The organism is Propionivibrio soli (genome assembly GCF_025770765.1).
Classification (GTDB): domain Bacteria; phylum Pseudomonadota; class Gammaproteobacteria; order Burkholderiales; family Rhodocyclaceae; genus Propionivibrio; species Propionivibrio soli.
Genome location: NZ_JANZKY010000003.1, coordinates 28,466 through 40,998, shown reverse-complemented (window position 1 = coordinate 40,998; position 12,533 = coordinate 28,466). Strand labels below are relative to the sequence as shown.

The 12,533-nt window shown below is 63.3% G+C and carries 11 protein-coding genes; 10 read left to right on the top strand and 1 reads right to left on the bottom strand.

The features are described 5' to 3' along the window. Positions 1-140 precede the first annotated feature (140 nt). From NZ453_RS03910 to NZ453_RS03870, 9 genes are all read left to right on the top strand, one after another. Positions 141-1,139 carry a Gfo/Idh/MocA family protein gene (locus tag NZ453_RS03910; protein ID WP_263769067.1) on the top strand — a complete coding sequence of 333 codons (999 nt, stop codon included), beginning with the start codon at positions 141-143 and terminating at the stop codon, positions 1,137-1,139. A gap of 40 nt (positions 1,140-1,179) precedes the next feature. Further along, positions 1,180-1,983 (top strand): Cof-type HAD-IIB family hydrolase, encoded by an 804-nt coding sequence (locus NZ453_RS03905; RefSeq protein WP_263769064.1) that lies wholly within the window; start codon positions 1,180-1,182, stop codon positions 1,981-1,983. Positions 1,984-2,179: 196 nt separating this feature from the next. Continuing rightward, positions 2,180-3,193 (top strand): stage II sporulation protein M, encoded by a 1,014-nt coding sequence (locus NZ453_RS03900; protein ID WP_263769063.1) that lies wholly within the window; start codon positions 2,180-2,182, stop codon positions 3,191-3,193. Next, positions 3,183-4,784, top strand: coding sequence for a hypothetical protein (locus tag NZ453_RS03895; RefSeq protein ID WP_263769062.1), 1,602 nt, complete (start codon positions 3,183-3,185; stop codon positions 4,782-4,784). Before NZ453_RS03900 ends, NZ453_RS03895 begins: the two co-directional genes overlap by 11 nt. Next, entirely contained in the window at positions 4,781-5,956 is a 1,176-nt protein-coding gene (locus NZ453_RS03890; protein WP_263769061.1) for a DUF4350 domain-containing protein, read from the top strand. The genes NZ453_RS03895 and NZ453_RS03890 overlap by 4 nt, the downstream gene beginning before the upstream one ends. Positions 5,957-5,992: 36 nt before the next feature. Next, positions 5,993-6,970, top strand: coding sequence for an AAA family ATPase (locus NZ453_RS03885; protein ID WP_263769060.1), 978 nt, complete (start codon positions 5,993-5,995; stop codon positions 6,968-6,970). A gap of 36 nt (positions 6,971-7,006) precedes the next feature. Beyond that, positions 7,007-8,323, top strand: coding sequence for a DUF58 domain-containing protein (locus NZ453_RS03880; protein ID WP_263769059.1), 1,317 nt, complete (start codon positions 7,007-7,009; stop codon positions 8,321-8,323). Positions 8,324-8,355: 32 nt separating this feature from the next. Beyond that, complete coding sequence (locus NZ453_RS03875) at positions 8,356-9,186, top strand: BPSS1780 family membrane protein (RefSeq protein WP_263769058.1); 831 nt, start codon at positions 8,356-8,358, stop codon at positions 9,184-9,186. Then, positions 9,183-9,932 carry an RDD family protein gene (locus NZ453_RS03870; protein WP_263769057.1) on the top strand — a complete coding sequence of 250 codons (750 nt, stop codon included), beginning with the start codon at positions 9,183-9,185 and terminating at the stop codon, positions 9,930-9,932. Before NZ453_RS03875 ends, NZ453_RS03870 begins: the two co-directional genes overlap by 4 nt. Before the next feature lie 90 nt (positions 9,933-10,022). Here the strand turns inward: NZ453_RS03870 and NZ453_RS03865 are convergent, their stop codons facing one another. Continuing rightward, positions 10,023-11,249: an RtcB family protein gene (locus NZ453_RS03865; protein ID WP_263769056.1), complete on the bottom strand. Its 1,227-nt coding sequence runs from the start codon at positions 11,247-11,249 to the stop codon at positions 10,023-10,025. Between the two features lie 207 nt (positions 11,250-11,456). On the opposite strand from NZ453_RS03865, the gene NZ453_RS03860 reads away from it, so the two are divergent. Further along, a complete protein-coding gene (locus tag NZ453_RS03860) occupies positions 11,457-12,449 on the top strand; it encodes a hypothetical protein (RefSeq protein WP_263769054.1) in 993 nt (330 codons plus the stop codon). Positions 12,450-12,533 lie beyond the last annotated feature (84 nt).

The window sequence follows — 12,533 nt, the reverse complement described above, 5'->3', positions numbered from 1 at the left end:
CAAAGCGGGAAACGTAAGCACAGCAAGAAGCAGCGAGAAACGCAGCATCGTAAGCCGGATGTAATACCCATCGGTTATTTGATCATTTGCGCGGCCGCCACGCCGGCGGTCGAAACGCCAACTTGAAATTGGACATTGCCATGAAAAAAGTCGCCTGGGGCGTACTGAGCACCGCCAATATCGGGATATCCAAGGTTCTTCCCGCCATGCAAAAGGCGGAGTGGTGCGACATTCGCGCCATTGCCTCGCGCTCGCTGCCCGCCGCGCAGGCAGCGGCGGAAAAACTCGGCATCCCGAAAGCCTACGGATCCTACGAGGAACTCCTCGCCGACCCCGAGATCGAGGCCATCTACAACCCCTTGCCGAACGACCTGCACGTACCGATGACCCTGGCGGCGGCGCGCGCCGGCAAACACGTCCTGTGCGAAAAGCCGATCGCCCTGACAGCATCGCAGGCTGAAGAACTGCGGGCGGTCGCCGACAAGGTGCACATCACGGAAGCCTTCATGGTGCGCATCCATCCGCAGTGGCAGCGGGCACGCGAACTGGTGCGCAGCGGCGAACTGGGCGAGTTGCGCACGATCCAGACGTTCTTCTCGTACTACAACGTCCAACCGAACAACATCCGCAACCGCGTTGAAGTGGGCGGCGGCGCGCTCTACGACATCGGCTGTTATCCGATCGTAACCGCGCGTTTTCTCTTCGAAGCGGAGCCGTGCCGTGCTGTTGCGCTGTTTGACCGCGACCCGATGTTCCGCACCGACCGCAACGTGACGGCGATCGTCGATTTCGGCGAAGGGCGCCGCCTGGACTTCACGGTCTCAACGCAAAGCGCCCCCTACCAGCGTGTGAACGTCGTCGGAACAAAGAAACGACTCGAAATCCATATCCCTTTCAACGCCGTTCCCGGCCAGCAAATGCGCATCTTTCTCGACGATGGCTCATTGCCTGGCGCGGCCGCCGCCGTCGCCGAGGAAATGCCGGCGTGCGACCAGTACGGGCTGCAAGGCGATGCCTTCGCGCGTGTCGTGCGCGGCGAGATCAAGGCGCCGTACGGCGTTGAGGACGCCATCGCCAACATGAGGGTCATCGATGCCATCTTCCGCTCCGACATGAACGGCGGCTGGGAAAACATTTAGCGCGGGACTCGTTCCTACGTTCAACAGCCATCGGGTTTTCATGAAGCAGATCTATTTTTTCGACATCGACAACACACTGCTCGACCACAAAACAAACGCCATCCCTGAATCGGCGGTCACGGCGATCGCCGGGCTCAGGCAGGCCGGGCACACGGTGGTCGTCGCCACCGGGCGCAGCTACGGGCACGCAGAACCTTTCGTCAAGCAGATCCACCCAAGCTACGTGATCACTCAGAACGGCGCCCGCATCCTCAAGGGCGAAGACGTCGTCCTGTCGATTCCGCTCAAACGCGACCCGTTGGTCAGCCTGTTCAGCTGGATGCGTGCCCAAGGCCACTACTTCGGCATCAACGCCGGGCGCCTCGGCTATATCAGCGATCGGGTGCCGACGGTCGTCGAGCCGCTGGAGTCCGTCGAAATGGGTATCCAGAGCGACGACCCGATCTATCTCTATCAGGACGTTTACCAGGGGTGGCTGTTCTTCGACGAGTCACTCGACGATGAGCTGGTACCCGAAATCCTCCGCCGTTACCCGGAATTCGACCTTGTGCGCTGGCACAAATCCGCCGTCGACATCATGCCGAAGGCCGTCAACAAATGGACCGGCTGCCAATGGGTGCTCGCCGATGCGGGATTCGAGGCGCAGCAGGCGGTCGCCTTCGGGGACGGGCTCAACGACATGGAAATGATCAAGGGCGTCGGGCTCGGCATCGCGATGGGTAACGGACACCCCGACCTGAAGGCAATCGCCGACCGGGTCGCCCCAGCCCTGCATCTGGACGGCATCGCGCGCATGCTGGAAGAGCTGTTCAACGCTCCCGAGCAACAGTTGGCGGGCCGCTAGGCGTACTTCTGCCTCGCTTCGCCTGCCACTGGCGACATGCGGTGGCGGTGCCCCCAACGTATGGCGTTCGCCGTGTATTTCTGCCTGTCGGCCGCCCATCCCTGCCGCTTGTCCCCGTTTTCTTTCCGGACGGCGCACGTTGTGGCGCGTTTCCCGGCGAACCGCTACGATTCCGCACTCATAAAAAGAAGCGTCCATGAAGGAAACCCAATTCATTCGCCAGCGGCAAAGTGAGTGGGAAGCATGGGACCGCTGGCTGAATCCGGCGGGCAGTAAATCGAGGGCCAAGCGCGTCATGCAACCGGCGGCGCGAGCCTCGGCGGCGGACGAACTCACCGTCGATTGCCTGCCGTCGGCGTTCCGGCGCCTATGCCACGATCTCTCCCTTGCCCGCGACCGGAGCTATTCGAGCGCGCTGGTGCACGCGCTGCACGATCGCGTCCTGGCGGCGCATCAGCGGATCTACGGCGCCCGGCGGCGGCTTGCCGGGCATTGGCTCGAATTCCTCGCCGACGGCCTGCCCCGGCTGGTGCGCGAAGAGAAGCGTTTCATCCTCGCCGCCGCAGCGCTGTTCTTTGTACCCCTGCTGATCACGCTCGCGCTGCTGCAGTGGTACCCCGACGGCGTGTACTACCTGCTCTCTCCGGGCGAGGCCGCTAGCTATGAGGAAATGTACGCACCGACGGCGGAACGACTCGGGCGGCCGCGCGGGGCTTCGGATCAGCTGACGATGCTTGCGTTCTACATCGCCCATAACGTCCGCATCGATTTCCAGTGTTTTGCCGGCGGCATCGTATTCGGACTCGGCAGCCTCTTCTACATCGTATTCAACGGCCTGATGATCGGCGCCACCGCCGGCCACCTGACCCAAATCGGCTATATCGAGACGTTCTGGGGTTTCGTCGCCGGACATAGCGCGCCTGAACTGATCGGCATCGTCCTCTCCGGAGCGGCCGGACTGCGCATCGGCTATGCGCTCGTCGCGCCGGGGCGCAAGCGCCGCCTCGACGCCCTCAAGGACGCCGCCCAGGTCGCCGTTCGCCTGCTCTACGGCGCTGCAGCGCTGACGTTCAGCGCCGCCTTCATCGAAGCCCTGTGGTCGCCGAACCGGGCGCTGCCGTTCAACGTCAAGATCGGCGCCGGAATCGCCTTGTGGGTGGTTCTCGTCGCCTACTTCGTTTTCGCCGGCCGGCGGACCCATGCAGCTTGAACAGCTCCGGCTCGCGTTGCGCCGCCGCAACCCGTGGGAGGCACTAGACCTCGGTCTGGTGATGCTGCGCGAATGGTGCGGCCCGGTGTACCGCGTGTGGTTCGCGACGGTTGTCGCTTTCGCCCTGATCGTCTTCGGTCTGCTCTGGCAATGGCCGGGCGTGGCCATGTTCATCGTCTGGTGGTTGAAACCCCTTTACGACCGCATCCTGCTCAAAGTCTTCGCTGAAGCGTCATTCGGCCGAGCCCCTTCGGTACGCGAGGTATGGCGCGCGCTCCCAGGGCTGGTCCGCCGCTCGGGACTGATTTCGGGGCTGACGCTGAGGCGATTCAATCCGACGCGTTCTTTTGATCTGCCCGTCTGGCAGCTGGAGGGGCAACGAGGCAAGGCGGCACGTACGCGGCGACGGGTTCTGGGGCGCCGTACAGGCGGTTACGCCCTTTGGCTGACCTTCGTGTGCACGCATCTCGTGGTCATCTTCGAACTCGGTATCGTCGAGTTGCTCGACATCTTCTCGCCCGGGGATTCCGCGCCGATTTTCTCGTGGGCAGGCATTTTCTCGGCGGACGCCGAAGACTGGCGCGTCCACCTGTTCAATCTCGCCTGGATCGTCGCCGAGTCCATCGTCGAACCGTTCTACGTGGCCGCCGGGTTTTCGCTCTACATCAATCGGCGCAGCGACTTGGAAGGCTGGGATATCGAAGTGGCTTTCCGGCGCATGAGCGAACGACTGAAGGAGGTCGGCTCGACGGTCCGGCGCGCCGTGGGACTCCTGTTGGTAACCGCCGGCCTGGCGCTGCCCCTCGCGTTCCCACGCGAAGCGGCGGCCCAGGTACCGGCCGTCGCCCCGGCCGATGGGCCAGTCACTGAATTGGAGGCAGCACCGACGACGCCTCCGCCGATACCCCGCCCCAAGGCGCCAGTCGAGCGTCCCGACGGAAAGGTCAAGAAGGTCGCCGAGCGCATTCTGGCCGACCCGGTTTTCGGTCGCGAGGTCAAGGAAACGAGTTGGCAGCCCAAACAAAAGGAACAAAAAGCGCAGGAAATGGAGATGCCGTGGTGGATGCGGAAACTCCTGCGCATCGCGGAGATCGTCGCCAAGGGCGTGCGCGGGCTCGTCTATGTGGCCATCGTTATCGCGGTGGCCGCGATACTCGTCATCCTTTACCGTTACCGTCACCTCGTCGCCGGGCGATGGGCGAAGCCGTCCCCTCCGCCTCAGCGCCTGTTCGGCCTGGATGTGCGCCCGGAGTCGCTGCCCGACGACATCCCGGGGGCGGCACGCGGAGAGTTCGATGCCGGGCGGTTCGCGAGCGGGCTGTCCCTCCTTTACCGCGGCACACTGGTGACGCTGATCCATCGTGAACATGTCGAGTTCCGCGACGGCGATACCGAAGACGGCTGCCTGCTCCGGGTTAGAGGCCACGTTGGAGCCCCGGCCCTTCAGTATTTCGCGCGCCTGCTCGACACCTGGAAGCTCGCTGCCTACGCCGCGATAGCGCCTGACGCAACGACCGCCGACGAGCTCTGCGGCAATTGGGCACGCCATTTCGATCCGCGGCTAGCCGACGGTAGGGGGCAGGTCGCATGAAGCGAACGGTCATCTGGTCCGTGGTCGCCATCATTGCCGCCGTTACGTTGTCCACGGTGTGGTTCCTCGACAACTTCGAGGAAGTGGAGACGACGCGCTGGGAACGCGAACAGAAGGAAGCCCGCCGCAACCCCTTCCTGGCTCTCGAACGCTTGCTTCAGGAATTGGGCCGACCGGTGGTCCATGTCCGCTCGCCGGCCGCCCTTGACGCCATCCCGGGCGGCGGGGTGGTGATCCTTGACGCCAACCGGCGGCGCAACGTAAGTCAAGCGCGCGCCGAGCGGGTTCTGGACTGGGTCGCCAATGGCGGCTATCTGGTCGTCGCCGCCGAACAGGCCGGGGACGATCCTGTGTTGGCGCGGCTCGGCATTACGCGCTATCGCCCCTCTGCGTTGCAGTGCCGCCCGAACGAGGCCGACAAGGACAAAACCACCCAGGCCACCGCAGCTGCGCCCGAGAACGCCGAATTCGTCGAATTCGCCATCCCCGGCCGGGCTACCGTCTTCCGCCTGCGGCAAACGGGCGCGGGGCTAACGCGCGGCGCCATCGACCCCGCCTGGCACGTCGGGCCCAGCGAAGAAAACAGCCGCCTGCTGCATTACGGCTGGGGGAAGGGCCAGATCACCGTGGTTGCTGGCTTGACGCCTTTCCGCAACTACGATTTGGGAAATCACGACCACGCCGAACTCCTATGGGCGCTCCTCGACCGCTACCAGCCTCGCGGCGAAATTCGCCTCGCCTCGCGCATGGAAGTGCCGACGCTCTGGCAATGGCTCGTGGAATCGGCATGGACGGCGACGGCCAGCACGGCGGTCCTGATCGCCTTGTGGCTCTGGTACGTGGTACCCCGCTTCGGCGGCACCTTGCCGGAGCACGCCGCGGAGCGTCGGGGCTTGATCGAGCACCTCTCGGCGATCGGGCGCAGCGTCTGGCGCGAGGGAGGTATCGAGTACTGGCTGGCGACGGTTCGGCAATCCGTGCGCAAGCGCATCACGTTGCGTCATCCCTACCTCAACCGTCTGCTCGTCGCGCCGCAATGCGAAGCGCTGGCCTCGCTCACATCCCAGCCGGCCAAGGCCATTCGTGCCGCAATGACGGCTGGCCAAGCCGGCACGCCGGACGAATTCACGCAGGCGATGCAAACGCTGCAACGCCTCGATCAACGCCTCTAGTTCATCTCCGCCTATCAAGAAGACAGGAAGACACGCATGAGCACGCTCACCGAAGAACAAACCCAGAAAGCCGCCGCCCTGCTGCAAGCGATGCGTACCGAACTCGCCAAGGCCGTCGTCGGTCAGACCGCCGTCATCGACGAGGTCCTGATCGGCTTGCTCGCCGGTGCCCACCTCCTGCTCGAAGGCGTCCCTGGGCTCGGCAAGACGCTGCTCGTGAAGGCTCTCGCCAAAACCTTTGCCGGTGATTTCGCGCGCATTCAGTTCACGCCTGATCTGATGCCCTCCGACGTGATCGGTCACACGATCTTCGACATGGCGAACAACACTTTCGTCACTCGACGGGGACCCGTATTCACGCATCTGCTGCTCGCCGACGAAATCAACCGCGCGCCGGCCAAAACGCAGTCCGCCCTGCTCGAAGCGATGCAGGAATACCAGGTAACGCTCGAAGGCAAGGCGAACCGTCTGCCGCAGCCGTTCATGGTACTTGCCACACAGAACCCGATCGAACAGGAAGGCACCTACCCATTGCCCGAAGCACAGCTCGACCGCTTCCTGCTCAAGATTCGTATCGACTACCCGGATGCTCGTGACGAAGCGGCGCTGACGCGCGCCGTCACAGAACGGAGCACCGGCGCCGAACTCGCGGTCGACCGGGTCAGCACGTTGATCGGGCCCAAGCACATCGAGTCGCTGCAGACGGCCGCTTCGCTCGTCGACGTTGACGACCGCGTGCTCGACTACGCCGTCAACCTCGTGCGCACCACGCGCGACCATAACGGCTTTTCGACCGGCGCCGGCCCGCGCGGAAGCATCGCGCTGGTCCGCGCCGCGCGCGGCGCCGCTTTGCTCCAGGGACGTGCCTTCGTGACGCCGGACGACATCAAACGCATTGCCCTGCCGGCCTTGCGCCACCGCGTCGCCACCTCGCCGGAAGCGGAAATCGAGGGCCAGACGGCCGACACCTCACTCACGGCGCTGCTCGACAGCGTGCCCGCGCCTCGTGCGTGAGCGCCGGATGCTATTTACTTTCGTCCGCGGAAAGCGATGCTGATTCCCCACCGTCCCCTCCTCCTCGCCGTCATCGGTTGGCTGGGTGTCGGCATCCTGGCCATTTGGGTTCCGGCGGCACTGCCCGTCTGGCAATCGGCCGGCGGGCTGCTCCTGGCGGTCGCCCTCGCCGACGCGTGGCTCGTCCGGCGAGCCGGTAATCCGGTGCATGTGGAACGCCGCTCGGCACAAATCTGGCCAGTCGGTGTCGAGCAGACGATCCGCCTGCGCCTCACGCTCGAGCCCGGCGCGCGGGGCACCCGCGGCTGGCTCTTCGACCGTCATCCCGAGGCCTTCGCCGCACCCGCCTTGCCGCTCGCATTCGCGGTCGAACGCGGTCAATGGAGCGAAGTCGCCTACCGTCTGACGCCCACCGAGCGCGGTGAGCATCGTTTCGACACGGTGGAACTCCGCCTCAGCTCGCCCTTCCGCCTCTGGCTTCGGCCGTGCCGGGCCGGCGCACCGGAAACCGTGCGCGTTTTCCCGAACTTCGCTCGCATCACCCAGTACGCGTTGCTCGCCACCGACAATCGCCTCTCGCAACTCGGCGTACTGCGTCGACGCCGCCGTGGCGAGGGTTCCGATTTCGAGCAATTGCGCGAGTACCGTCGCGACGACTCGCCGCGCCACATCGACTGGAAGGCAACGGCCCGTCTGCACCGGCCGATCGTGCGCGAGTACCAGGATGAGCGCGACCAGCAGATTGTCTTTCTGCTCGACTGTGGCCAGCGCATGCGCAGCCGCGACGACGCGCTCTCGCACTTCGACCACACCCTGAACGCCATGCTGCTGCTCGCTTACGTCGCCCTGCGCCAGGGCGACGCCGTCGGCTTCGGCACTTTCGCCCATCCGTCGCCGCGCTACTTCTCGCCGCGCAAATCGGCGGCCACGGTGCAACTGTTGTTGAATGCGACCTACGATCTGCAGCCGACGCTCAATACGCCGGACTATTTCGCCGCCAGCGAAATTCTCGGCCGCAACCTGCGCAAACGCTCACTCGTTGTCGTGCTCACCAATCTGCGCGACGAGGACGATTCGACTCTTCTGCCGGGCATCGCGCAATTGCGTCGCAAACACCTGGTCCTGGTCGCCAGCCTGCGCGAAACCGGGCTCGAACACCTCCTGCAAAAGCCCGTCGATGACTTCGACGGCGCGCTCGGTTATGCTGCCGCCGTCGAATACCGGCAGGCGCGTCAAACGCAACTGGCGCACCTGCGCGCGCAGGGCGTTCAGGTGCTCGACACGGTTCCGGCGAAACTGCCGGTCGCACTCGTCAATCGCTATTGGGAAATGAAACGCAGCGGTCTCATTTGAAGAATTCACCACACCGAACCAGGGAGAAAAGCATGTCCGATCAGAACCCGTCAGGCAGAAAAGAACGCCCGCTTCCCGCCGCCTGGACCGACAATCCGTACCAGGCACCGACGGCGCACGTCGAAGACACGCGCAGTGCCGGCGACGGTACCTTGCTCGACGAAGCCGACCGCGTCGGCACCGGTCGCGGCACCGCGTGGTGGAGCGAAGGTTGGAGTCTCTTCCGCGAAGCGACGGGGCTATGGATCGGTATCGGCGTCGTGCTCATCATCATCAACGTCGTGCTCGGCATGATCCCGCTCGTCGGCCAAATCGCGACCTACCTGTTGATCCCCGTGTTTGGCGGCGGCCTGATGCTCGGCTGCTACGCGCTGGATAACGGCGAGGGCTTGAGTTTCGGCCACCTTTTCGCCGGCTTCCAGAACAACTTCTGGCAGTTGGCTCTCGTCGGTCTGCTCTACATGCTCGGTTTCGTGGCGATCGGAATCATCATCTTCGCCATCTCGGGCGCCGGTGTTGCGATGGCGATGTTCAAGGGCGGCCACGGCGGCGGTGTCGCCCTTTCCACGATCATGGGCGGCGTGCTGCTGGGCGTCGCCCTCGGCATTCCGCTCGCCATGGCGATGTGGTTTGCGCCCGCGCTCGTCGCCCTGCATGACGTGCCGGCGGCGCGCGCCATGAAGCTGAGTTTCCAGGGATGTTGGCGCAACATGATGCCTTTCCTGATCTACGGCATCGTCTTCATCGTCCTTGCCATCATCGCGACGATTCCGGTCGGGCTCGGCTGGCTCGTCCTCGTGCCGACGATGGTCTGCTCGACCTACGTTTCGTACAAAGAAATCTTCACTGCCGGCGGTCAATGACCGAGACTGGATCATCGCTGTTCGCCGCACCGCTCGATACGGTGCGGCGGGTTGCCATGCCGGAGGGATGCGAACTCAACTTGCGCGTCGCCGGCCCTACCGTCCGCGTCCGCGCGTGGCTATTCGATTTCGCCTTCCGCCTGCTGCTGTTCGCGGCCGCCGCCATGGTGCTCGGCTATTTCGGGCGCCTCGGTTCGGCTGTCGCGATGCTCATCGCCTTTCTTCTCGAGTGGTTCTACCCGGTGTTCTTCGAGGTGTATTGGCACGGTGCGACACCAGGGAAGAAGCTATCCAATCTCGTCGTTCTGCACGACGACGGCACCCCGATCGGCTGGGGCGCCTCGTTCGCGCGCAACACGCTGCGCGTTGTCGACTTTCTCCCCTTCGGTTATGCCTGCGGCCTGCTGACGCTCTGGCTCAATGCCAACGGCAAGCGGCTCGGCGACCTGATCGCCGGCACCGTCGTCGTCTATCGTAGCGAAGACCGGCCACCAACGATCAAGGACGATTTCGAAGACGCCGAACCGGCGCCATTTCCGCTCACGCTCGCCGAACAACGCGCCATCCTCGAATATCGCCAGCGTGCGGCGACATTGACCGAAGCCCGCGCCCACGAACTTGCCGAGCTTGCGTTGCCGCTGACCGAAGGTTTGCGTCCTGAGGCGGCCCAACGGCGGCTGTTCCGGATCGGCAACGCGCTGCTCGGCAGACACCGGGAAGATCGCTCGCCAAAACCCGGGCGGTAATCCCAGGTGGCAGGCCGCCCCTTGCGGCCGGCTCTCATCGAACGCACGGCACACTATTTTCGCGCGACGCGAACGCGCGTTACTCCTGAATCACCCCTTGACGCACACCACCTGCCGCAGCGTGTGTACGACTTCGACCAGATCGCGTTGAGCGTTCATCACCGCGTCGATGTTTTTGTACGCCATCGGTATCTCATCGATCACGTCGGCATCCTTACGGCATTCGACATGCGCCGTAGCTCGTTCCTGATCAGCGACGGAGAAACGCTTCTTCGCTTGCGTGCGGCTCATCGTCCGCCCCGCGCCGTGGCTGCATGAGCAGAATGACTCCTCGTTGCCGAGACCGCGCACGATGAAGCTCTTGGCTCCCATCGACCCCGGGATGATGCCCAACTCGCCTTTGCGCGCAGAGACCGCGCCTTTGCGTGTCACGAACACTTCGGTTCCGAAGTGCATTTCCTTCTGCACGTAGTTGTGATGGCAGTTAACGGCCTCGACGTTCGCCTCGAACGGTTTCGAAATCACGCGACGTACAGCCTCAATGATGTTCTGCATCATCACGGCGCGATTGCGCCGCGCGAAATCCTGCGCCCAACCCACGGCCTCGACGTAGTCGGCAAAGTGCCGGCTGCCTTCCTCGAGGTATGCCAGGTCTCGATGCGGCAAATCGGCGATGTGTTGCCGCATGTCCCTCTGTGCAAGCTCGATAAAGTGGCTACCGATCGCGTTGCCGACGCCGCGCGATCCTGAATGCAGCATGATCCAGACGCGCTGCGCCTCGTCCAGGCAAATCTCGATGAAATGGTTGCCGGTTCCAAGCGTGCCCAAATGGTTGCGGTTATTCGTATTGAGTAGGCGAGGATACTTCTCCGTGATGCGGCGGAAACCTGCGGCGAGTCCGTCCCAAGCGGCATCGACGTTCTCCGGCGGCGTAGTCCAGGCACCCCGGTCATGCTTCCCGGGCGTACGCCCATGTGGAACGGCATTCTCGATGGCGGAGCGTAACGCGTGCAATGAATCCGGGAGATCGACCGCCGTCAGCGTCGTGCACGCAGCCATCATCCCGCAGCCGATGTCGACGCCAACCGCGGCGGGGATGATCGCACCCTGTGTCGGGACCACGCTGCCAATGGTCGACCCTTTGCCAACGTGCACGTCGGGCATCACCGCGAGATGGTGAAAAATGAACGGCATCCGTGCCGTGTGCAACAGTTGTTCGCGCGCTTCTTCTTCGACCGGGACGCCGCGTGTCCACATCTTGATCGGCTTACCGTCCCGCAGATCGATCTGCTGGTAACTCGTTTGCCGGTCGCTCATGTGATGCCCTCTTTGCCTTGGTACGCCATCAAAACCATCCTGCTACCTCTGCTATTTCCTTCCGGCAACCAGCGTGCGTTCCGATCGCCGTATCCCATGGCCCCGGTGCGTAAGGACTCATTGTTGGAACAGTTTCCGCGCTGTCATGCGCCCGTAATCTGCCCGCCATATTTTCCACCCTGTTCACAAAAACAAACGGGAACCCAAATGACTGCGAAAAAAATCTGCCTTCTTCTCGCCACACTCGCCGCCTTTTCGGCCAAGGCCGAAACCTTCACCTTCGGCTTATGGGGCGACATGCCTTACGCCAAGGCTGGCGACGAGAAGTACATGCCGGCGCTCGTCAAGAGCGTCAATGCCTCGGACATCGCTTTCTCGATCTTCGACGGCGACATCAAGGATGGCAGTTCGCAGTGCTCCGACGCCTCGTTCGACGAAGCCATTGCGCTGTTCGGACTGTTCAAGAAGCCGGTGGTCTACGTCCCCGGCGACAACGAATGGACGGATTGCCACCGCCTCAATAACGGTGGATACGATAACCTTGAACGTCTCGGCTATCTGCGCCAAACGATGTTCGCGACAAAGCACAGCTTCGGACGGACGACGCTGCCGCTCGACATGCAGGGCGCCCCGGGACAAAAGTATGCGGAGAACACACGCTTCGCACATAAGGGCGTCGTCTTCGTTGGCCTCAACATTCCCGGTAGCAACAATAATCTCGTTGTCGACGAGAAGGATTGCAGCAACAAGAGCGCTCGTACGCCGGTGCAGTGCGCCGCGGACAACACCGAGTTTGGAGAACGCGATGCCGCCAACATCGAGTGGATCGAACAGTCGTTCCGCATCGCACGCGAACGAGGAGCGAAGGGCCTCGTCGTGGTCTTCCAGGCCGACCCGGGCTTCGACCTTCCCGAGACCGAAAACGTCGATGAGAGTCAGGCACCGCGATACGCCGGATATCAGAGCTTCATGAAGCGCTTGGTGGCCGAAACCGAGCGCTTCGCCGGACAGGTGCTATTGGTCCACGGCGATACGCACTACTTCAAGCTCGACAAGCCGTTGTACTCACCGACACGCGTGTTGCCGAACCTCACGCGCTTGCAGACCTTCGGCAGCCCCATCATCCATTGGGTTCACGTGACGGTCGACACCCGCCGGCCCGAAGTCTTCACCGTGCGTCCGGTGATGGTGAAACAGTAATCCCTCCGACACTATTCCAAAAGCATTTATCCTTAAGTTCACCGAATTCCCGGATATGCGCTGACACTTGGATTTGCTTCAAAG

Bases quoted from the DNA above. Each gene is read 5' to 3' on its own strand.
- NZ453_RS03910 (WP_263769067.1), top strand. From the start codon at position 141: ATGAAAAAAGTCGCCTGGGGCGTACTGAGCACCGCCAATATCGGGATA.
- NZ453_RS03905 (WP_263769064.1), top strand. From the start codon at position 1,180: ATGAAGCAGATCTATTTTTTCGACATCGACAACACACTGCTCGACCAC.
- NZ453_RS03900 (WP_263769063.1), top strand. From the start codon at position 2,180: ATGAAGGAAACCCAATTCATTCGCCAGCGGCAAAGTGAGTGGGAAGCA.
- NZ453_RS03895 (WP_263769062.1), top strand. From the start codon at position 3,183: ATGCAGCTTGAACAGCTCCGGCTCGCGTTGCGCCGCCGCAACCCGTGG.
- NZ453_RS03890 (WP_263769061.1), top strand. From the start codon at position 4,781: ATGAAGCGAACGGTCATCTGGTCCGTGGTCGCCATCATTGCCGCCGTT.
- NZ453_RS03885 (WP_263769060.1), top strand. From the start codon at position 5,993: ATGAGCACGCTCACCGAAGAACAAACCCAGAAAGCCGCCGCCCTGCTG.
- NZ453_RS03880 (WP_263769059.1), top strand. From the start codon at position 7,007: ATGCTGATTCCCCACCGTCCCCTCCTCCTCGCCGTCATCGGTTGGCTG.
- NZ453_RS03875 (WP_263769058.1), top strand. From the start codon at position 8,356: ATGTCCGATCAGAACCCGTCAGGCAGAAAAGAACGCCCGCTTCCCGCC.
- NZ453_RS03870 (WP_263769057.1), top strand. From the start codon at position 9,183: ATGACCGAGACTGGATCATCGCTGTTCGCCGCACCGCTCGATACGGTG.
- NZ453_RS03865 (WP_263769056.1), bottom strand. From the start codon at position 11,249: ATGAGCGACCGGCAAACGAGTTACCAGCAGATCGATCTGCGGGACGGT.
- NZ453_RS03860 (WP_263769054.1), top strand. From the start codon at position 11,457: ATGACTGCGAAAAAAATCTGCCTTCTTCTCGCCACACTCGCCGCCTTT.